We start from the raw sequence: 20812 nt of genomic DNA, 5'->3' as shown, positions 1-20812 counted from the left end.
AAAGATTTTCCTCCCTCAAACCTGGTTTCTGCGCGGCCCAGTTTAAATGTCAAGCAATTCGGCAAGACGGAAACCTTTTTGGACGCACTCTTGAGCTTGAAAACCTGGTTTTTTACCGGTTCGGGTTTCTGGCGGTTCCCGAGCCCAAGAGTAGATTAATTAGAGTAGACTTTCCGGTAGTAAGTTTGGTATTCCTCCGAAAGCAGGGGTTCCCACCACAGACGATTGGCCAAGTACCATTCCACAGTTTGCCGCAAACCTTCTTCAACTGTTACTGAGGGAGTCCAACCTAACTCTGTTTTAATTTTGGTGGCATCAATAGCATAACGCCGATCGTGCCCGGCTCTGTCTTTGACAAATGTAATCAATTGTTCGCAAGGACGCGCGGGCAAATCAGAAGCTAATTCATCCATTAGCTGGCACAGCATTTTTACTAAATCGAGATTTTTTACCTCGTTGTTACCGCCAACATTGTAGGTTTCCCCTGGTTGGCCGCGGTGGATAACGGCATCTAAAGCGCGGCAGTGGTCGAGCACGTACAGCCAATCTCGCACGTTTTGACCGTCGCCGTATACTGGCAGCGGTTTGCCCAATAGCATATTGATGCACATTAATGGAATCAGCTTTTCTGGGAAGTGATAGGGGCCGTAATTGTTTGAACAGTTGGTGATAATTGTCGGGACGCCGTAGGTGTGGAAATAAGCGCGGGCGAGGTGGTCGCTACCAGCTTTGGAAGCTGAGTAGGGACTGTTGGGCGAGTACGCGGTTGTTTCTGTAAATGCTGGGTCGTCGGGGCCGAGACTGCCGTAAACTTCGTCGGTAGAAACGTGGAGGAAGCGCATTTGTGCTTTGAGAGACAACTCATCAATTGCTTCTAAATGCTTGCGGAAGGCTTCTAAAAGTGTGAAGGTGCCGACAACGTTTGTTTGAACAAAGGCTCCGGGCCCGATAATTGACCTGTCAACGTGGGATTCTGCGGCAAAGTGGGCGACTGTGGTGATGTTTTCTTCTTTCAGCAAGGTATCCACTAGGGTACGATCGCAAATATCCCCCTGCACAAACCGAAAATTTTCTTCTCCTTCCAAAGTTGCCAGGGTTTGTCGGTTGCCGGCGTAGGTTAAAGCGTCGAGTACGACTACTCGATCGCCCGGATAGCTGCTGCACCAGTGATGCACAAAGTTCGAGCCTATAAATCCAGCTCCGCCCGTCACCAACAATCGGCGAGGGGATCGCTCAATGCCTTGATTCCCGTTGTCTGTCATAAAAATAAGAGTTTTTCCAATAACTAAGTCTTTTCAAAAGTACCGTTAAAAGTAGTTTCTCATCAAGTGTTGGTCGCCATATCATTAAATTTTCTCTTGTCTCACTTGAGATTTTATAATATGGGCGCGATCGCGCCGCTATGGGTTCACGTGACTTTAAGAAAGAGCGATTTTTTGGTCAAAACGCTTACAGAGCAAGCATTTAATATTTTTAAGCTGGCAACTTTAAATTTGAATTCCGTGAGGCTATAGTTGACATTTGCGATCGAGCCGCGATTTTGGCCGCCAGAGAGTTGATACATTTGTAAAGAGCTGTTACCATTAATTTTTTAATTATCCTTTACAATCTCCAGAAAACCATGAAGAAGTTTCAAGTGTTAGCAGGCATTGCTTCCGTTGTCGCGATCGCCAGCAGCATCGCACTAGGTGACGCTGCATCTGCTTACTCCTGTTCCTACAGCAAATCAGGGGCGGCTAAATCTGGTTCTGCGCCAACACTCCTAGGTTCCGGCGGCTCGGATCGAACGAATCCGTGGAAATCCTACAAAACAGCAGCTCTCGGTTTCCTAGGTTTGGCTGGAGTTTTGGGTGGCGGTGCGGCCTACATGAGCTACCGTGCCGGCAAGCGCGCCTCTGCTGCTTGCGCTGCGATGAGCGATAATTTTGAAGTTTTTGAAGAGCCGAGCGATCGGATCGCAGATGCAGGTGTTTCTGAATACTTGGAAGTTCCCGCGTTGCTCGATTTGGCGGGGGCGGGTGCTGTAGCTGAGTCAGCAGATGCGGTTGCAGCCGTTCGCGAACACCCAGAAGCTCCGGGCGGCGAGCTGGATTTGCCGGTTTCGCCAGTTGCCCAGTTGAGTTCGGAAATTGCGATCGAACAAGTCCAAAGCGCGAGCTTCAAATAGTTATCTCCAACCAAAGTATTTGGTCGGCGAACCTCCAATCTTCCCAGATTGGAGGTTTTTTGAGGTGAAATTATTTACCCCTACAATTTCCTGTCATTGCGATCGCCCAGCACAGCAAACAATGACCGATAAATCGATACCGCACAATGTCATATTCCGGCGAAGCAAAAGACCACCGAATTAATACCAATTTAAAAAAGTATTGCTACAATCCTCAATCTTATATCAATTATTAAAAGTCGCAGCTCTCCGTCAGGACACGGCAGTGCCGTTTCCCTACTGTATTCGATCCGATTGAAAACTGAAGAAAGAATTAGATGGCTCAAAGCGAGACATTACGCTGCCGAGGATCTCGCCAGAAATACTCTTGAGATCAATCTGAGGATAGACGGCAAAAGTTAAAATCGCCTGCTAGGCTGGGAAATATAGCCCTACAGATTACACCTATAGGTTATGAATGCTTGGCGCGATCGATTCAATCAATTTACAGGTCAAACTCGATTGGCAGTTTGCCGGGTGTTCGTTCACCTAACAGGCGAAGATGTTGCACCCCTGCTAGGAGTTCTCAACCGCACCGCCAGACAAGCAATTGATGCCAATGGCAACCTAGCAGTTTTAGGAGAAGGTTTTGTAGAAATTTGCAATCACCTGTTGCAATACGACAACTACTGGCAAGCAGCCGCCAATGAAGGCGATGTTTTTTGGAATGAAGGCGAAGCAGGCGATTATGTGGATGAACTTTTCACGGATTCAGCCGCTCGCTATCTCAGCGAGCCTCAATACAGCACCTCTGTTTACGATCAAAAATCCCCCTTGTCTTTGCCGGTAACTAGAAATGTCGTAGTGATGCTGACAGTTGCTTATGAAGGCGAAGTTCCTGCCCTAGAAACTGACCTGGCTGACATCAGCGCGCTGAAGGTCGGTTTAAAAGCACTGATTAATTTAAATTACCAGCACAGGCTCCGAGCTGTGCAAGTTCATTTTTCTCCCGCACAGTTGGGAGACGAACTTACTAACGAGCAAGTGTTGGTCAATTTTCCAGAACTTATTCCCCTTTAAAAACTAGAAAAATCCCAAGGATAAAAGCGAATCGGCGCATCGGCGAAGAGAATTCGCTCATAAAAAACGAAACCCACTCCCAGCGGATTAGAATAAAAGAGGGAAAATAACAAATGTTTGTAGTGATGACGGAATTGCTCGAGCTGGGAATAAAAAAGGACTCAAGTCCTGACCAAGAATTTCTTGATGGTACCCGCCACGTGATTGATCCGTGGAATCAATCCCTTTTCGAAAATCGAAAATCCTCAAGCCCCCGCATTTATCGGTGAGGTCAATCTAAAATCTAAAATCTAAAATCTAAAATCGATTGACTGCGCTCGGGATGGGCGATGGGATGTAAATCGAGTCCTTGATAATTACCAATTACGTTGATTCAGGGCAGGCAATTGAGAGAACCAGGGCGAGGAGTTGTTTGCTTATTGCTTCTTCCTTACTAATTACCAATTACTATTTATGATGCTGCGAAAACTGACACTTTATTTAATGGCTTTAACTTTTTTGTGGACGGCAACGGCCTGCGGTTCTCCTACCCCACAACCTCCTACAAATCCTGGTGCAAATCGGAATAATAATGTTAACACGGTGCGTCCTGCACCAAACAATAACTTGGCTCAAGGTCAATATCCCGTACAGCAAGCTACCTACGACGATGCTAATGGCGAATACAGTTTGATGTTGCTGAATACTCCCCCCGGCAGTCCCCCAGTTTACCGAACTACGGATTTGCAAATGGCTCGCTTAACGGATGAAGAAGTATCGGCAGGTAAGAAAAGTTATCTAAGTCTGCAGAACAATCAAGCGGTTTTGCATTTGACAGAAGATTTTAAAATTGAGTACGTTCACAACGTGACTGAAACTGTCAATAACCCTCAAACCGGTCAGCCCCAAACCGTAGTAGTGAGACAGCAATCAGGCTTCTGGGCACCGTTTGCTGGGGCTATAGCGGGTCAGGCGATCGGCAGTTTGTTATTTAGACCGCAATATTATATGCCGCCAGTCTATCAGCCGGGAATTATGAGAGGATATGGCGGGTATGGCAATACTTACGGCCAAGCTGTTAACCAATATCAAACTCGCTACCAAACTCCGCCTCCTGCTGTGAGAAACCGTCAAGTTTTAAGGACGACCGGCCGCTTGCGATCGCCCACCTCGAACGTACCTTTGCGGAATCCTGCACCGCCAAATTCTAATCGATCGACTGGTTCGGGTTACGGCGGCAGCACTTTGAGGCGATCGCCCAACTCAAATTCCCGCCAGCAAAGGCGGAGTCCGAGTTTTGGTAGCGGCAGGAATTCTCGTCAACCGAGTCGCAGTCGTTCTTTCGGGAGTAGAAGGCGGTAAGAATGTAGGGTGCGTCGCCCTCGAATATCTGCGCCTTAGTGGGAAGTTTCCCGCAGCGACACACCCTACAACTACCAAGGTAGATCGAGTTATATTGTTACGCGGGGATTTTTACCGGAAAACGAGAGGAAAGCCCCCGACTTCAGGCGTGGGGATTAACTCGGCAGCGGCTTTAGCCGCCTACAGTCTTAGAAAAATCCTGGTTGATTTCTAAAAGCATGATAGGATTATATCATGCTAACAGTAACTCACGAGTACAAACTACGTCCGACCAAATCTCAAGTTCAAATATTTGAGATTTGGTTGTCTGTTTGTCGTCAGGTTTATAACTATGCCTTGCGAGAACGGAAAGATTGGGTTAATTCTCGTAAGTCTTCTGTTAATGCTTGTTCGATAGTTGGTGAGTATATTATCTCACCGGATACTCCTAGACCAACCTATGCTAGTCAGTGCAAAGGTTTGGCAGAAGCTAAGAAGCATTGTCCCGAATTAAAGACTCCTCATTCGCAAGTATTGCAGCAAACTTTAAAGGTTTTAGAGTCGGCATTTGTGGCAATGTGGGATAGAGGGCATGGGTTTCCTCGCTTCAAAAAACGGATGCGCTCGTTTGTTTTCCCGGCTGTTAAGGATGCAGCAGTGGAGAATGGAAAAGTTAACCTGCCTAAGATTGGGTGGGTAAGGATGAAAATGTCTAGACCCACACCAGAGGGTTTTCTACTCAAGCAAATTAGAGTAGTTAAAAGGGCATCAGGATATTTTGTCATGCTGACCTACCAGTTAGCAGTCAACCTGCCCGCTCGCCAACCGTCAGGACATCCATTAGGAGTAGATATTGGGCTTGACAAATACCTCGCAACTTCAGATGGAGAATTAGTCAACAGACCGAGATTTTTTCAGGCACTTCACCGCGAGTTGAAATCACTGCAACGAAGATTAAAGCATCAAAGAAAAGGGTCTAATAATTGGCTTAATCTCCAGAAAAAGATTGCTAGAATTCATCAAAAAATCAGTGATACCAGAAAGGATTGGCACTATAAATTAGCTCATCGGTTATGTGACCAAGCAGGAATGATATTCGTTGAGGATATCAATTTTAAGGCTTGGGCAAAGGGGATGTTCGGTAAACATACTCTCGATGCAGCCTATGGTCAATTCTTCTCGATTCTGTCTCATGTGTGTTGGAAGCGCGGGGTGTATTTTGCTCGTGTTGATAAAAACTATACGAGTCAAATTTGCCCCCAATGTGGAACCCATACTGGTAAGAAAACCTTGGATGTTAGAATCCATAGTTGTCAGTCGTGCGGGTACACCACTCATCGCGATACAGCAGCAGCACAAGTAATTAGAGACAGAGGTATCCTTGCGGTCGGGCAGCCCGTGAGTAAAACTGCTTCTGGAGGCGTTCTATCGGGGATCGATAGTAATATCGGTCTAGAGTCGAGCCTGTGAGAGAAGAATCCCCCGCATTCTATGCGTGGGGAGTGTCAAGAGATAAAACCTCGGATACCCTAGCCGGACTACCGAGACATGACTCTAAATCGATCCGAGACCATCCGCGAGTTTCCATGTAATAATCAATCGCTGCGATCGGATCGGGGATTGCGATCGGAATGTGTTTCTTCTCGTAGGCTTCCACTAAGGTGCTGAGTACATCTAATCGATCGTACTCAGGAGTGTTTGGGGCGGCATTAAACAGTAACTCGATCTCTCGAAGCGCTTCCTGATAGTCCGTTTCATTTCTCATTGGGCGCAATTCCATACATTCACCTCTGTTTAGACTATTTTTGCATCTACTTTGTCATACTCAGCATGAGTGCCAATAAATCGGATGAAAATAATACCAAGGTCATAGCGAATTGCCACAATCAGCCGATACTTCTATCATAACGCGATCGCATCTTGCTCACTAGAAGGTAAGGTTTTCAATCGGGCGATCGCTCGTTCAAGTAACTTTAACCATGTGCATCACGCACCATTTTTCCACGGATGCAAAGATGCGCGTAACTTTTCAAGCTCATCATCCTGAAAGCACTTGGAAAAAGAACGATCTCTGTGGGCATTTGGATGTGGAAGGAAAGCAAAAAATCTTTCACTGCTCCCTATCTTTATTGCCTCAGACACTGAGATTTTTTCAGGGATATTGAATTGACTTTGAATTGCTTTCCTTGCACGTACTCCCAGCACCACAATTACTTTTGCCCCGGCCAGTTCTAAAGTTCTCAACAAATAGGCTTTAACACATTTATTTTGCGCTCGTTCTACGCCAATTTCCTTATGGGATTTACAATGCACTATTTCGGTAAGTGCATAATCAATTCCTGGAAGCACATCCCGTTCAAATAACTCCATAGCACGTTGCCGGACTGCTGCCCAGAACTGAACAGCATGGCTATATGTCCCGTCCATTAGTAAGGATTTCTTACCATTGATGATCCATTCCTTGCGTCCCCCTCCAAAACGATAACTGAAGTAATCTTCCATATCATCGTCTGACCAAGACCAATTTGGGTAGTTTTCAACAGAGCCAATTGATGGATTTGAACTCAGAAAAAGAATAGGAGCTTTCTCTATATGTCCACTCCAAGGCTCAGGTACTTGAAACTTGTCTAAATTGAGCGATCTTTGATAATCAACAATTTCGCTACATGGATGTTCAGCAGCAGGATTTTCTAGACAGAACCGTGCATGGGGGCAATGAGCAATTTCATGTAGCAGAGTTATCTCAGACATTTTAAATGTTGGATTGCTGAATGTTTCAATTATTTGCGGCTTTTCCAATACCCAGGCTCTCGACTGCAATGCGTTACTGCGAGGATCAAAATGTAGTCTTGCTCGATCGTGTAAAGGATGCTATAGGGAAATTTCCGCGTCAAACATCGGCGAACATCTTCATCAACTATAGCCCAGGGAGTCGGAGATTCCCTAATTCGATACACAGCATCCTCAATAGCATTAATGAACATCTGTGCTACTTCAGAACGTTGTTCTGCATAGTATTGGACAGCTTCAGAATATTCAGCAAGTGCTTCAGGATGAAATACATATCTCATGGATCGAGCAACAGCCTCACTTGAGCTAACGCTTCATCCCCCGGAATTGCTTGCACAGCACCACTTCGGATCTCGTTACGTCGTCTATGAGCCTCAGTTGTCCAAGCTGCCTGAATTATTGGGTCGATATCTAATTCTAAACTTTCTGCGAGTTTTTCTGCCAAAAGTGCTCTTGATTCTCTAGGCAAAGATAAAAGCTCTTCTGTCAGTTGTTCAATTGACCGCATAGCTCGTCGCCAAATGCTTAATTACGATCGTAATGTAACAGATTTTAGACCAATAGAAGGTCATCGATCCGGGGTTGATGTGCTTTGCGATCGCGGTGATCAAACAGTGAGCGACCAACAGTATAAAGCCTCTCAATCAGCGATCGCTATGCTCTAATTAATAAAGCATCTGTCCTTTTACCATCGGATAGACATGACCGAAAGCCTCAACCCGACAACATTACCCCCCGCCTTTCCCGATCGCACGCAACTCCCTGACTCCGACGGCACGTTTGTCAAAAACTTCCAAGAACATCCCCAGAGTATCCTACTCACCGACTCCCTGGAAACTACGCTGCAAACCCTCCACCCCGACGGACAATATGCGATCGGGCAAGATTGTGGCATTTACTGGCGCGAAACCGACCCTCCAGAAAAGGGAGCCGAAGCGCCTGACTGGTTCTACGTTCCCAACGTTCCGCCCCTAATAGATGGGGAAATTCGCCGCTCTTACGTGATTTGGCGCGAGTATATTGTGCCATTGATTGCGATCGAATTTGCAAGTGGAAATGGGGCTGAAGAACGAGATAATACTCCTTTATCTTGCTTACCAGAAGGTATCAACCAGAAACCAGGCAAGTTTTGGGTATACGAGCAGATTATTCGCATTCCTTACTATGCGATATACATCATTAAAACGAGCGAATTGGAAGTCTATAACTGGGTGAATACTCGTTATCGCCGTTTGCAACCGAACGATCGCGGACATTACCCGATCGACCTGATAGGAGTAGAGTTAGGAGTGTGGGAAGGTAGCTATCAAAATCAGCATCAGCGATGGTTGCGTTGGTGGGATAATCAGGGGAATTTGTTGTTAACTGGTAGCGAACAAGCTAGACTCGAACGTCTCCATACCGCACAGGAACGCCAACGCGCTGAGGCTGAGCGAGAGCGAGCCGATCGCGCAGAACAAACCCAACGGGATGCGATTCCCCAACTGCTGGCAATGGGTTTAACCGTAGAGCAAGTGGCTCAGGCGCTGTCGCTGTCGGTGGAAGATGTACAGAGATTCGGTTGACAGTTAACTTTGATGATTCAGAAACAAAATCTCTTTTCTCGAATTGCTGGTATTTCTGCGATCGTCCTTTGTGCAGCCGGCGGATTGTTGTACGTCAAAAAACCCGTACAATCTGTTCCCGCCGGCACCAGCACCCGCAGAAATTGTACAAGCTGCGGAAGTGCGCGAGCTCCCCGGACAACTCGACAGCATCCCCCTCTTCAACAGCGACAGTCCCGAATGGGTCAATCGATTTTAGATTTTAGATTTTAGATTTTAGATTGACCCCACGGATAAATGCTCTTTCTTGAGGATTTGAGATTTGCGAATTGGGATTGATTCCACGGATAAATCCGGGGGCTTGTAACATCAAGAAATTCGCTTGTCAAAAAAGAAGGCATTTTGCTCTCAACCTTTCCCCCAGACGGCAAAAAAGTCCCCGCAGCTCACCTGAACTTTGCCTTTCAAGGGCAATTCAACCTGTTTGCTCACCACTTTTCTCACACTCCGCTGAATTCGCGCACTTTGTATATAGGAGCTTTGTTGTACAACCCCAGTTCCGCGCCCGTGACGGTGGAAGTTTTGCAGGCAGCCAGTTACCTGATGGAACCAGACGCGCCGTTCAAACAAAAACCCGCACTAAGTGAGAATCCCAACGGCGAAATATATTCCGGCCCTGGGATTCGCGCTGTCGATAGCGTTTTGCGGGGAATGCGGCAGCCGGATTTTCCCGCAAAACTGCTCGTTGCACCGGGAGAAACCGCATTGTTGATGAATCGCCCTATTCCCGTGCGGGGTCTGGAAAAGCCGATAAATGGTCGTTCTACCTTTGTGCGGCTCAAAAGTAGCGGCAAGGTTTATGCCGCTACTTTGGCAATGTATGCACGTCAAAATGCTGATGGGGGCGAGCGCCCGCCAACTCTGGAAGAATGGCAGCAATTGCTGAATAATGGCGGTTTGGCAGGCCCCCGCGACAAAACCCCGACACCCCCCGGCGCGACTTCGGGAAGCCTGATTTACGGCCGCGCGGCAGGGGTGCAGCAAGGTTCTGGATGGGAAGCGGAATTAGTCGATCGCGATGCTAAAAATCTGGCAATTCCCCAGACTGGAAAAGCGATATCCGGCAGCGATCTCTACCTTGCGCGGGGGCACTTTGGGAACCCAACAAGTGCAAGCCGGAAAAATGCTGGCGCGCTATCGGGACACCGCTTACCAAATTTTTGGGTATAAAGCCCCGTCCTTCTAGGACGGCTTTTATGTTGCTGGAACTGTGTTATGGTTTTTATATTCAGTTCAACAACGTAAATGCTGGTATTTGAAGCCAAGTTAGAAGGAAAGAACGAGCAGTACGAGCGGCTAGACGAAGCCATTCGTACTGCTCGTTTTATTCGTAATAGCTGCATCAGGTACTGGATCGACAACAAAGGAACTGGGCGCTACGAGTTAAGTGCCTATTGTGCAATTCTTGCCAAAGAATTCCCTTGGGCAAGTAAGCTCAACTCAATGGCACGACAAGCCTCTGCTGAAAGAGCGTGGTCATCTATCGCTCGGTTCTTCGACAATTGCAAGAAGGGAAAGCCCGGAAAGAAAGGATTTCCTCGCTTCAAGAAGCATGAGACACACGGTTCTGTTGAATACAAGACTTGTGGGTGGAAGCTTTCAGAAGACAGAAGAAGTATTAACTTCAGCGATGGCTTCAAAGCAGGAAGTTTTAAGCTGTGGGGAAGTCGTGACCTGCATTTTTATCAGTTGAATCAAATCAAGCGGGTGCGAGTAGTTCGTCGAGCTGACGGATACTATGTCCAATTTTGTATTGATGCTGAACGAACCCAAAAGCGAGAACCAACCGGGAAAACAATCGGCTTAGACGTAGGGTTGACCCATTTTTATACAGACTCTGACGGAAATTCCGTTGAGAATCCACGTCATCTGAGAAAGTCTGAGAAGGCACTTAAACGACTTAATCGTAGACTTTCCCAAACCCAGAAAGGCTCTCAGAATAGAGCCAAGGCGAGGCAGCGCCTGAGTAGAAAACACCTCAAGGTAAGTAGGCGGCGTAAAGACTTTGCTGTGAAATTGGCAAGGTGCGTAGTCCAGTCCAACGACTTGGTAGCCTAGGTCGACTTGAAGGTGAAGAACATGGTTAAAAACAAAAAGCTCTCCAAGTCGATATCAGATGCGGCTTGGACAGCTTTTAGAAACTGGATAGAATACTTCGGTAAAGTATTTGGGGTGGCGACTGTTGCAGTACCTCCTCACTACACCAGCCAGAACTGCTCTAGTTGTGGGAAAGTGGCGAAGAAATCACTAAGTCAGAGAACTCACCAGTGTCCTCACTGTGGTTTTGTCTTAGACCGTGATTGGAACGCGGCTCGAAACATATTGGAGCTTGGATTGCGTACCGTGGGGCACACGGGAACCTTTAACGCCTCTGGAGACATCGACCTCTGCTTGAGTGAGGAAACTCCTTCAAGTAAGTCGAGTCGTAGAAAGAGGAAGCCCAAGAAGTAATTCTTGGAATCCCCGTGCGTTCACGCCGGGGAGAATGTCAAGATGTAACTCGCTACGTGCATTTGTGGCACCGTGTCGGTCAAGTTGTGGAACCGATGGTAAAGTTGAGGTTAGCTGCGACAGAAACGCGATCGGTAAAAGTTGATTTTATTTATCCTCCCGATTCCACGCCGCCGCAAGTATTAACAGTGAGAACCTTAGAATAGTTGATTTATTTATTTCAGTCACTACCAGACCCAAAAAATATGTGATTTAATTTCTACATTAGTATGTAGGTGACAATATGTCTTCTTCACAACCCCCGTCAGGGGAAAGAAACCCTCTAGGACTAGATGAATTGATTGCGATCTTGGTTGCCTTCGGCACGATCGGAGCAATTTTCTTTTGGGTAACAGGTAAAAATCCCGATCGATTGAATGCCAGAAATTGGCAATTTCCAGCCCTTTTCTCTCAACCTGCTGTGACGCCCGCGAGCCCGGGAATATTAACACCTGCGTCGCCGAATTCGGATTTGCGAGCGCCCGCTACAACACTGGTTCCCTCAGAACGGGATGTCGCACCTGTGGCACCTTTAGGGCCGGTTTTACCGCAAAATCCTCCGGTGGGGGCGATCGTTGTTCCTCCCAAGCCAATTGCGCGATCGACTCCCGATCCAGCAAAGACCAAACCCAAAGCAGGTAAAGCCAAAGTTGGGCCTGTTAAATTCTCAGATGTTCCTGACAAATATTGGGCGCGTCCGTTCATTGTAGCTTTAGTCGATCGGAAAATTTTTGCTGATTCCACCGACAACAAATTTCGCCCCGACGAACCGATGACGCGAGCCGAACTAGCGCGCTTAATTCAGCGAATGTCCGACGACAAAGAACCGATCCGAAAACCGATTGATTTTAAAGACGTAAAAGACAAGAACCCTGCCGCTCCTGCGATCGACCACACCGTCAAAACTGGATATCTTAAAGGATACCCAACCAATGAGTTCCTTCCCGACAAAAATATTCCCCGCGTCGAAGTCATCGCAGCATTGGCGAGCGGTTTAAACCTGAAACGGTCAGCGAAACCAAGCAAAACTTTACAGACTTATACAGACAGGACAAAAGTGCCGAAATGGGCAGTTGACAAAGTAGCAGCAGCCACGGAAGCTGGTATTGTTGTCAACCATCCGAAGCCCACACTTTTGCAGCCAAACCGAACAGCAACTCGCGCTGAAGTAGCAGCCATGATTTACCAAGCTATGGCCAAAAACGGCAAAGTACCTGCTAAGGCTTCTGAGTATGTTGTGAAGCCTTTAAAGTTGTCCAAATAGTATTTTCACCCCTGATGTAGGGTGCGCACTGCGTACCTTATTATCTAGGACGATGCACACAAATTATGTATAGCCTTTCTCAGTAACGTGAGGTGCTCATAGGGCATAGGGCATAGGGCATAGGGCATAGGACTTGCCCCCATACCTCACTTTTTTGAGAACCGCTATAGGGTGCGCAGTGCCAGCCCTGTCTGGCCTGTTAAATTTGAGCCGGACAAAAAGCATCAAACCAGTATTTCATATCATATCATGTCCGGTCGATTACCCGACCTCAGGTAGGGGCGGGTTCACCAACAATATCTGCCCACAATCGACCATCTCAAAAACCCGCCCGGCCGGGATATTACGGTCAATCGATCGGACATGATATCAAATCCGTTAGCATCGGAATAGTAAATTCGAGTTCACTGTTGACGATTGACGGTTGACGCCGTGAACAGTCAACCGTCAACCGTCAACATCATTCCGGTGTAACCGGAAATGATATCACGTTCCGATTTTTGAGACTTCAATCCAGAAAAATTGCCTGGGAGAGCTTGGGTTCAGAATCAAAACGCTGAAAGTTAATAACCTCGTTACTCACCCTTGTCAACTGGTGCCCAATGCGCTCCCTACACAGTGAACTACGAACCAGCTCGATTAATCTTGAAACACCATAATGCTGCCCGAATAGCAAGCTACCCAAACCTGATTAGTTTCCGGATCGTAAGTAATTCCGATCGGACTTGAATTAACATTCACTTTTTGCAGCACTTTCATATCGCTAGTCCTAACTTTGCTAACAGTATTCGATAAATAGTTGACTACATAAAGCAGTTTTCCATCATCAGAAATCGTCATGCTGCGAGGTGCTTTTCCCGTCAAAACTTTCTTTGCAACTTCACCCGTGTTTAGGTCAATTTTTGCCACATTTCCTTCACCGTTCAAAGTGGCATAAAGATACTTTCCCTGGGGATCTATCGTCAAATGACGCGGCGCATTGCCAATATTTCTCAGCCATTCTACCGAAAAGTCTATGAGATTCACTTTCGCAATATCGGCAGAACCCATGATGGCAACATAGGCATTTTTTGAGTCGGGAGTGACAACAATACCCCGAGGATATGCACCGAGTTTCACGCGCTGGATTTCGAGATTTTTATTGATATCAATTACGCTCAAATCCCAACTGCACCAATTGCTCGCGAGCGCCAAGCGATTGTCAGGCGAAACAGCATTGAATTTCGGAACAGCACCTACAGGAATTACCTTTTCTATTTTCAAAGTTTGGGTATTGATGCGGTACAGAAAACTTTGGTCGTGTTTTGCCGCTGGAGAGCACCTGTCGCTCCCCGGATTCCTAAACCCGGAACCGTACATTTGATAGTTGGATACGTAGGCATATTTGCCGTCAGTTGAAAAAGCAGCTTCTACGGGAGAGCCTTGATAATTGCCTTTGAATTTAGAAAAGCCGAACTTCGACAAGTTTACTGTATCGGGAATAGTCTTGACTAATTTAAAGTTCCTGTCGTAAACTGTGATTGTGTGGCTGTACATCATGTTTTGAGCAAAAAACAAACCCGCTCCCGAATAAACTATTGATTTGGGCGATATCTTGCCGTAAATAGTTTTTTTCAAAGTCATTTTCCCTTGAGTGTTTGCGGGAAGATTTACCCCTTTTTTGGGTGGTGATTCACTGTCTTGAGCCTCGGGAGTTTCTGTTTTAAATGGTGGCAAAGAGGGTTCTTGAAATACAGGTTCTTGGGGCTGAGTTTTAGTTGTATCTTCGAGTTCGTTTGTGTTTTGTGTGGGGGTAGGAGATGGCGAAGGTCGATCGACATTTGGCGATATTTTTCCCGCAGCTTCAATGCTAACCTCTTCCGGCTTACCTTTCAGCGCTGACAAGGTTTTAGGGCCGACAATTCCATCAACTTTCAGGTTGTTGTCTGCTTGGAACTTTTTCACAGCAGCCCGGGTGACAGAACCGTAAAATCCTGTAGCCTTACCGCCAAAATATCCTGCTGTTTTCAGAGTTTTCTGGAGTTGAGCAACTTCCGGGCCTGAATCACCTTTTTTGATGGCGAGTGCGGGATTGACTAAATTTAAAATTGTGAGAGCGATCGTAAAGAAAAGTAAAGGAGTAGAGGCTAAATTCAGGTGCATTTTTGAGTTGGTCGATCGATTTTGACCCGCAGCCGTTTCCCAAGTTTCAGCTAAATGTAGGTAGGCCAGTCCGTCCATAGTTTTTACCGGGTATTTTTGGTGCTATGATACACCAGTTAATACCATTTGAGATTTGAGATTTGAGATTTGAGATTTGAAATTGGGAATGACTGAGGCAATACGGGTTTGCAGCTTGCCTACAGTTGCATGCTTTTTTTAAACTTGTATAACATTGATTAAAGGGAAAATTTTATTATAATCAAACTTAGGGTAAAATATGCGAGCAGTTTTTAATGGTGCAAGCAAGTAGGAGCGATCGACAATGTTGAGTTGGGAACAAACAACCGCCGAATCAACGACAAAAGAATCCAGCCAGACTCTGCTTTCGGACGGTGACGGGGGACTTTGCCAGCGGGCTTGGGTAGAAATCGATTTAGCAGCTTTAACTCACAATGTAAAACAGCTTAAAAATCTCTTATCTCCCCACACACAACTGATGGCAGTTGTGAAAGCGGATGCTTACGGGCACGGTGCTGTTGCAGTCAGTCAAACAGCATTGCAAGCAGGTGCTAGTTGGCTGGGAGTGGCGACAATTCCTGAAGGAATAGAATTGCGAGAAGCTGGGATAGAAGCGCCGATTTTGCTGTTGGGAGCAACCCATACAGCTCAACAGGTAAAGGCGATCGCCCATTGGCACTTGCAGCCGACCATTTGTACTGCCAAACAAGCCCTAATTTTTTCTGAAGTTCTCGCCACTCTCAACCAATCTTTGCCAGTTCACGCTAAGTTGGATACGGGAATGTCTCGCTTGGGCACGCCCTGGGAGGAAGCAACAGAATTTGTGCAATTAGTCAAGCGGTTGCCCAATTTAAAATTAGCTAGCATTTACTCTCACTTGGCGACAGCCGACAGTCCCGATCGCGCAGTGATGAGAGAGCAGCACCAGCGGTTTAAACGGGCGATCGAGCAAATTAAAATAGCAGGAATTAACCCCCCTAGCCTCCACTTGGCAAACTCTGCTGCCGCCCTCGCTGACCGGGATTTGCACTACGATTTAGTGCGAGTCGGTTTAGCTACTTACGGTCTTTATCCAGCTCCTCACTTGCAGTCGAGATCCAATTTGAAGCCCGCAATGCAGGTAAAAGCTAGGGTCACGCAGGTGAAAACAATTGAAGCAGGAACCGGCGTCAGTTACGGCTATCAATTTATAGCTCAGCGGCAGACAAAGATTGCCGTAATTGGTATCGGCTATGCAGATGGTATTCCGCGCAATCTTTCTAATAAAATGCAGGTTTTAGTCAGGGGTCAATTCGTGCCGCAAGTGGGAGCCGTGACGATGGATCAGTTAATGCTCGATGTAACTGATATTCCCGATTTAGAAGTCGGTGAAGTGGTGACTTTGTTGGGTAAAAATGGGGAAAATCAAATTACGGCTGATGATTGGGCAGTAACTTTAGGAACTATTTCGTGGGAAATTCTCTGCGGTTTTAAACACCGATTGCCCCGTGTAGCAGTACACTATTAACAGTAGTCCGGCAGGAGTTTAAACAAGAGCATCATAGCAAAAGTCGGTTTTAAAAGACTCAAGAGTTTGAAGGATAAAATTATCGAATTTAGTCCTCTTTGAGAGGACTTTAGCTATGAGACAGGGGTTTTTAACCCCTGTCGGACTCTCCGACTTATGCAGAAGACTGAGACTGCGTTTACCAAGGCCCCATTCTCAATTCCCAATTCCCAATTAGATATGACAGTTATTCAGACATTTTTACCAATAAGCCAAACCTTGTATTCCCCGATAAATACAGAAAGAATACCGGCCATGGAAGTAGCCCAAGAATTCTCGAAAAAATTCGTAGAATTGGGGTTTAAAATTGTACCTCAACTGCTGTGGGCGATCGGCATTTTGTTAATTACGCGATTTGCGATCGGCGTTGTGGGGCGCGTGACTCGCCGAGCACTGAGTCGCACCGAAGCCACGCTGCGGAAATTCTTAGTTCAAGCTGCTGAAATTACGATTTTGGTAGTGGGAGTAGTCGCCACTTTGAATCAGTTGGGAATTCAAACTACCAGCGTGGTTGCGGTGGTGGGTGCAGCGGGTTTGGCGATAGGTTTGGCGTGGCAAAATACTTTGTCGCACTTTGCTGCTGGGGTAATGTTGATTAGTTTGCGGCCTTTTGAAGTCGGAGATGCGATCGAAGCTGCGGATGTTAAGGGAGTGGTGGACAGCATCGGGATTTTTTCAACAACTGTCGTGACAGACGATCGCATAAAAATTATTGTGCCCAACAATCAGTTGTTTAACGGTACACTGAAAAATACCACGGCAATGGGAACGAGGCGAGTAGACTTGAAGATTGATATTGGCGATCGGCCGATCCGTCCAACTGTAGCTGAGTTATTAGAAATTGCCCACTCTCACCCCCTGGTGTTGGAGAATCCGCCCCCGACTTGTTTAGTAGCCGAGATTACTCCAGATACAACTATTTTATCTCTCCGGCCTTGGTGCGCGTCGGTAGCCTACGAACAAGTGCGATCGCAAGTTCAACAACAGGTCAAAGAAGCAATGAACGCCCACAAAAATCAAGAACAATAGATATCAATTTAAAATATAAAATCCCAAATCGAGCCGAGGTATTTCCCATGAGCAAGTGGTATCCGCAGCAAATTTTGCAAGAACCCGGTGTCAGAATCACCGCCACCGAAAAACAAACAATTCTCAGCAAATTTCCGCCTCCCGACGAAAACGGTGAAATCTATGCCGACGGCGTTTTTGAAGGCGGCGGGGTGCGCGGAGTTGCGTTTTTAGGAGCACTCAGATGCTGCAGCGATTTGGGAATCCGCTGGCGAAAATTGGCCGGCACTTCTGCAGGTGCAATTACTGCTGCAGTATTGGCAACCGACTTGTCAATTGATGATTTAGAGGAGTTGTTAGGACAGCTAGATTACAGCATATTTTTAACTAAAAAAAACAGTCCTCTAATTTTAAACGGCGACCCCGCCGACGACTTGCAATCTCCTGCTTGGACGCTACTTTTCCTCACAGTTAGCCGTCAGATGGGAGAATATTCTGCCCAACCTTTTCGGCAGTGGCTGGAAGCAACGCTCAGTCAAGGTAAACTGCACACTTTTGCCGATGTCAAACAAATCGTCAAAGACCGGGAATTAAAAGTAGTAATATCCAACCTCAGTCGCGGTGAAATGTTGGTGATCCCCGACGACTTACACCGCCGCGACTCGACGGATTCCGATCCTTTGTACGAACAGTTGCGGCTCAAAAGTGCTGAACATTTTAGCGTGGCTGAAGCCGTTCGGTTGTCGATGAGTATTCCCCTATTTTTTGAACCGGGAAAACTGGGCGATGACTTAATTGTAGATGGCGGAATTTTGAGCAATTTCCCCCTGTGGATTTATGACAAACCAGCCGTCGGTTCGACTGCCGCTGTGCCCCGCTGGTTTACCTTTGGGTTTCGATTAGTCGATACTGGAATTGAGAATAAAGTTAAGATTGATACTCCGCTGTCGATGCTGGCGGCGATGTTCAGAACGATGATGAAAGCAAGAGACCGCTATCACCAGCGGGAAATGGATAAGGGCAGGGTTATTAATATTGATGTGACTGAAGCTGGGGTGACGACGACGGACTTTAATCTCGATGCCGATCGCAAGGCTAACCTGTACCGATTGGGATATTTGTATACTAAGAGGTTCTTTTTGAGTTCTAATTTTAGTTGGGAAAAGCACTTGAAGGCTAGGGGCTTTGGGGAAGCCGCGGGCGGTTGAGGTCGCGGATGCTCGACAGAGTAAGGGATTGAGGAATTTTTCAATTGGGGCTTGGCAAGAAGAAGATGTGTGTGCTATAGTTAGTTACTGTCATCTTGGAGAGGTGGCTGAGTGGTCGAAAGCGGCAGATTGCTAATCTGTTAAGGGTGTTAACATCCTTCGAGGGTTCAAATCCCTCCCTCTCCGTTCTAAGTTGTTATAAGTAAGCCCAGCTAAAAAAATAGAATTCCCAGAGCCCCGACTTCTCGAAGAAGTCGGGGCTCTAAAAGCGAGCTCGTTTTACCTTCGTCCTGTACTAAAACCATTACAAACCAGAAATTTTCAAGAATTCATTTTGGAAGCAACGATGAGTATCTGAATCGAAACAAACAAAAAGAATAGACCCGATCGCACTAGATGTTAAAAGAAAGCGACTGGTTTTTGCAAAAGCAATTGCTGCTGCACGATCGGGTGGAAAACCCATTGCTCCCGTTCCAATAGCTGGAAAAGCAATACTCCGCAGTGAATGCTGTAAAGCTAATTTTAAACAACTGCGGTAACATTCTGCTAAGAGGTCTTCCTCTCCCTGAGAGCCACCGCGCCAAGGGGGACAAACCGTATGAATAACCCACGGTGTCGGCAAATTATAGCCAGGAGTAATTTTCGCCTTCCCTTCCTCACAACCACCTATACGGCGACATTCTTCTAGAAGTTCTGGTCCAGCAGCTTGGTGAATTGCACTGGATATCGCACCAGAGTTGGATAGGTGGCGATCGCACGAGTTAACGATCGCATCGACTCCTAAATTTTCAGTAATATTCCCCAAGACAGGGCCTTTGCAATAAGCGTATAAAAGGCTGACATGACCGCTACTGCGAGAAACAGCCCGGGTGTAGCTTTGATGAGTTGACATTTTGCGATATGTAGTATATTGCCGCTCGTGAAGTTGTACTTCTAAGTCGCTGATTGCCTCCGCTTCTGGCGCACTCATGGGAAGATCGGGATTATTGAGCAACTGCTGTTTTGTCTCCTGCAATAGAAGGCTTGCGCGATCGTAATCCCCTCCATCTACCAGTCTGACGGCTTCTTTTTTGGCGCGTCCTGTCATCATTAAAATCGCTTGCTGTCGTACCTCAGAGTTGAAGGGAAATTCCTCTAATCGTTCCGCACTGACGGCGGGTAAGCGCAAGGAAACGCGGATTTTTTGCTCCTGTGGTTGCTCGGGGTCGTTCCAACTGAGGCGAAAATAACATAAATCTACTTCCTCTGTCATCGCTGGCACTTTCAGCCGCACGACTACATCAACTGGATTACTAATTACTAAATTAGGTAAGCGAAACCGACCATTTGGGGTGACATCGAGCTGATTGAGTACCTCAACCAATTCTACTCCAGCTTGTGGCTCAATTCCCAAGGTGACATTTGTGCCAACTGTCGCCATTAAGCCAAGTAATTCTTGTTGAAAGATACTTGGCAGTTGTTCGGGAGATTGAATGTAATAATAATTGCCATCCCCACGCCGCGCCATTGCTTCTAGCAAGTCTTCGTTGTAATCATCACCAATTCCCATTGTGGTAGTGCTGACACCTCGTTTGGTTAAACCGTTTACATCGGAGGCAATTACATCGGGATTTGTTTCGCCCACATTGGCTAGTCCATCTGATAAGAGAATGACTCGATTTAAGTGTTCTGGATTGAGGTGTTGGCTAACTTGAATTCCTCCTTGCATCCATCCGGCGTGCAGTGCCGTACTGTTTCTGGCCTGAATTTTTTTAATTTCCTGCAAAAGGTGTGATTTATCAGTAGCAAGGGTGCTAGGAACTAGGGTTTCTATCTGGTCATCGTAAATCGTGATACTAACGCGATCGCTTGGTAACAACTGTTCGATTGCGTAACTAGCTGCAAGCCGTGCGTATTCAATTTTTTGTCCCATCATAGAACCAGAGCGATCGATTACTAAACCTAAATTAAGCTGCGGTCGCTCAATTGTTTTTTCCGGTGTTGGGGGCGTAATTCTGACTAAAACATCTAGAGTCGTTGAGCGTTCGGAACAAACGGCAGCACGTAGAGGGATAAGCTGTATGTCCATATTTGACCTCTTTTATATCTCGCTATTTAAATGATACAGTAGAGTACAGGTGAATAGAGTACGCTTTAATACCAAGCACCTACGAAACTGTTTTACAAACTGCTGCCACTGTACTCCATAAACCTGCA

General features: G+C 46.5%; 20 protein-coding genes, 1 tRNA gene and 2 pseudogenes. 15 read left to right on the top strand and 8 right to left on the bottom strand.

Annotated features, from left to right (window positions below):
* Positions 1 to 155: 155 nt before the first annotated feature.
* On the bottom strand, positions 156 to 1262 hold the full coding sequence (rfbB, locus tag QUB56_RS08945) for a dTDP-glucose 4,6-dehydratase (protein WP_332954790.1): 1107 nt from the start codon (positions 1260 to 1262) through the stop codon (positions 156 to 158).
* Between the two features lie 359 nt (positions 1263 to 1621).
* Here rfbB and QUB56_RS08940 point away from each other — a divergent pair, with 359 nt between their 5' ends.
* From QUB56_RS08940 to QUB56_RS08925, 4 genes are all read left to right on the top strand, one after another.
* Positions 1622 to 2167 (top strand): hypothetical protein, encoded by a 546-nt coding sequence (locus QUB56_RS08940; protein WP_332954789.1) that lies wholly within the window; start codon positions 1622 to 1624, stop codon positions 2165 to 2167.
* A gap of 453 nt (positions 2168 to 2620) precedes the next feature.
* Entirely contained in the window at positions 2621 to 3226 is a 606-nt protein-coding gene (locus QUB56_RS08935) for a DUF1517 domain-containing protein (RefSeq protein WP_332954788.1), read from the top strand.
* A 453-nt stretch (positions 3227 to 3679) separates the two neighbouring features.
* Positions 3680 to 4567 carry a hypothetical protein gene (locus tag QUB56_RS08930; RefSeq protein WP_332954787.1) on the top strand — a complete coding sequence of 296 codons (888 nt, stop codon included), beginning with the start codon at positions 3680 to 3682 and terminating at the stop codon, positions 4565 to 4567.
* 234 nt (positions 4568 to 4801) lie between these two features.
* Complete coding sequence (locus QUB56_RS08925; protein WP_332954786.1) at positions 4802 to 6016, top strand: transposase; 1215 nt, start codon at positions 4802 to 4804, stop codon at positions 6014 to 6016.
* A 19-nt stretch (positions 6017 to 6035) separates the two neighbouring features.
* On the opposite strand, the gene QUB56_RS08920 is transcribed toward QUB56_RS08925, so the two are convergent.
* The 5 genes from QUB56_RS08920 to QUB56_RS08900 all read right to left on the bottom strand — a co-directional run bounded on the left by QUB56_RS08920 (position 6036) and on the right by QUB56_RS08900 (position 7844).
* The gene (locus tag QUB56_RS08920; RefSeq protein ID WP_332954785.1) at positions 6036 to 6326 is read right to left on the bottom strand and encodes a transcriptional regulator; all 291 of its coding nucleotides are present in this window, start codon (positions 6324 to 6326) and stop codon (positions 6036 to 6038) included.
* A gap of 14 nt (positions 6327 to 6340) precedes the next feature.
* Positions 6341 to 6433 carry a type II toxin-antitoxin system HigB family toxin gene (locus QUB56_RS08915; protein WP_332954803.1) on the bottom strand — a complete coding sequence of 31 codons (93 nt, stop codon included), beginning with the start codon at positions 6431 to 6433 and terminating at the stop codon, positions 6341 to 6343.
* A 99-nt stretch (positions 6434 to 6532) separates the two neighbouring features.
* Entirely contained in the window at positions 6533 to 7345 is an 813-nt protein-coding gene (locus QUB56_RS08910; RefSeq protein ID WP_332954784.1) for a hypothetical protein, read from the bottom strand.
* A complete protein-coding gene (locus QUB56_RS08905; RefSeq protein WP_332954783.1) occupies positions 7327 to 7617 on the bottom strand; it encodes a type II toxin-antitoxin system RelE/ParE family toxin in 291 nt (96 codons plus the stop codon). Before QUB56_RS08905 ends, QUB56_RS08910 begins: the two co-directional genes overlap by 19 nt.
* A complete protein-coding gene (locus QUB56_RS08900) occupies positions 7614 to 7844 on the bottom strand; it encodes an addiction module protein (RefSeq protein ID WP_332954782.1) in 231 nt (76 codons plus the stop codon). The genes QUB56_RS08905 and QUB56_RS08900 overlap by 4 nt, the downstream gene beginning before the upstream one ends.
* Positions 7845 to 8037: 193 nt before the next feature.
* Here QUB56_RS08900 and QUB56_RS08895 point away from each other — a divergent pair, with 193 nt between their 5' ends.
* From QUB56_RS08895 to QUB56_RS08865, 7 genes and pseudogenes are all read left to right on the top strand, one after another.
* A complete protein-coding gene (locus QUB56_RS08895) occupies positions 8038 to 8901 on the top strand; it encodes a Uma2 family endonuclease (protein WP_332954781.1) in 864 nt (287 codons plus the stop codon).
* A 70-nt stretch (positions 8902 to 8971) separates the two neighbouring features.
* Positions 8972 to 9139 (top strand): DUF3370 family protein, encoded by a 168-nt coding sequence (locus QUB56_RS08890; RefSeq protein WP_332954802.1) that lies wholly within the window; start codon positions 8972 to 8974, stop codon positions 9137 to 9139.
* 143 nt (positions 9140 to 9282) lie between these two features.
* Positions 9283 to 9981 (top strand): annotated as a pseudogene (locus tag QUB56_RS08885) (DUF3370 family protein); the annotation flags it as partial.
* Complete coding sequence (locus tag QUB56_RS08880) at positions 9959 to 10126, top strand: DUF3370 family protein (protein ID WP_332954780.1); 168 nt, start codon at positions 9959 to 9961, stop codon at positions 10124 to 10126. The pseudogene QUB56_RS08885 and the gene QUB56_RS08880, both read left to right, overlap by 23 nt.
* 59 nt (positions 10127 to 10185) lie before the next feature.
* Positions 10186 to 11391, top strand: a pseudogene (locus QUB56_RS08875) (RNA-guided endonuclease InsQ/TnpB family protein).
* A complete protein-coding gene (locus QUB56_RS08870) occupies positions 11391 to 11597 on the top strand; it encodes a DUF3370 family protein (RefSeq protein WP_332954801.1) in 207 nt (68 codons plus the stop codon). The pseudogene QUB56_RS08875 and the gene QUB56_RS08870 overlap by 1 nt, the downstream one beginning before the upstream one ends.
* Before the next feature lie 77 nt (positions 11598 to 11674).
* On the top strand, positions 11675 to 12694 hold the full coding sequence (locus QUB56_RS08865; protein ID WP_332954779.1) for an S-layer homology domain-containing protein: 1020 nt from the start codon (positions 11675 to 11677) through the stop codon (positions 12692 to 12694).
* A 639-nt stretch (positions 12695 to 13333) separates the two neighbouring features.
* Here QUB56_RS08865 and QUB56_RS08860 read toward each other — a convergent pair.
* On the bottom strand, positions 13334 to 14914 hold the full coding sequence (locus tag QUB56_RS08860) for a peptidoglycan-binding protein (protein WP_332954778.1): 1581 nt from the start codon (positions 14912 to 14914) through the stop codon (positions 13334 to 13336).
* 244 nt (positions 14915 to 15158) lie between these two features.
* Here QUB56_RS08860 and alr point away from each other — a divergent pair, with 244 nt between their 5' ends.
* The 4 genes from alr to QUB56_RS08840 all read left to right on the top strand — a co-directional run bounded on the left by alr (position 15159) and on the right by QUB56_RS08840 (position 18802).
* Positions 15159 to 16361: an alanine racemase gene (alr, locus tag QUB56_RS08855; protein ID WP_332954777.1), complete on the top strand. Its 1203-nt coding sequence runs from the start codon at positions 15159 to 15161 to the stop codon at positions 16359 to 16361.
* A 219-nt stretch (positions 16362 to 16580) separates the two neighbouring features.
* Positions 16581 to 17429, top strand: coding sequence for a mechanosensitive ion channel family protein (locus QUB56_RS08850; RefSeq protein WP_332954776.1), 849 nt, complete (start codon positions 16581 to 16583; stop codon positions 17427 to 17429).
* 47 nt (positions 17430 to 17476) lie between these two features.
* A complete protein-coding gene (locus QUB56_RS08845; protein ID WP_332954775.1) occupies positions 17477 to 18616 on the top strand; it encodes a patatin-like phospholipase family protein in 1140 nt (379 codons plus the stop codon).
* A gap of 97 nt (positions 18617 to 18713) precedes the next feature.
* A tRNA-Ser gene (locus tag QUB56_RS08840) sits at positions 18714 to 18802 on the top strand.
* A gap of 118 nt (positions 18803 to 18920) precedes the next feature.
* Here the strand turns inward: QUB56_RS08840 and QUB56_RS08835 are convergent.
* Positions 18921 to 20684 carry a macro domain-containing protein gene (locus QUB56_RS08835; RefSeq protein ID WP_332954774.1) on the bottom strand — a complete coding sequence of 588 codons (1764 nt, stop codon included), beginning with the start codon at positions 20682 to 20684 and terminating at the stop codon, positions 18921 to 18923.
* Positions 20685 to 20812 lie beyond the last annotated feature (128 nt).

The sequence above is a fragment of the Microcoleus sp. AR_TQ3_B6 genome (assembly GCF_036702785.1).
In the GTDB taxonomy this organism is placed as follows: Bacteria; Cyanobacteriota; Cyanobacteriia; order Cyanobacteriales; family Microcoleaceae; genus Microcoleus.
The sequence above is the reverse complement of the archived record's forward strand: the minus strand, read 5'-3'. Positions and strand labels throughout refer to the sequence as shown.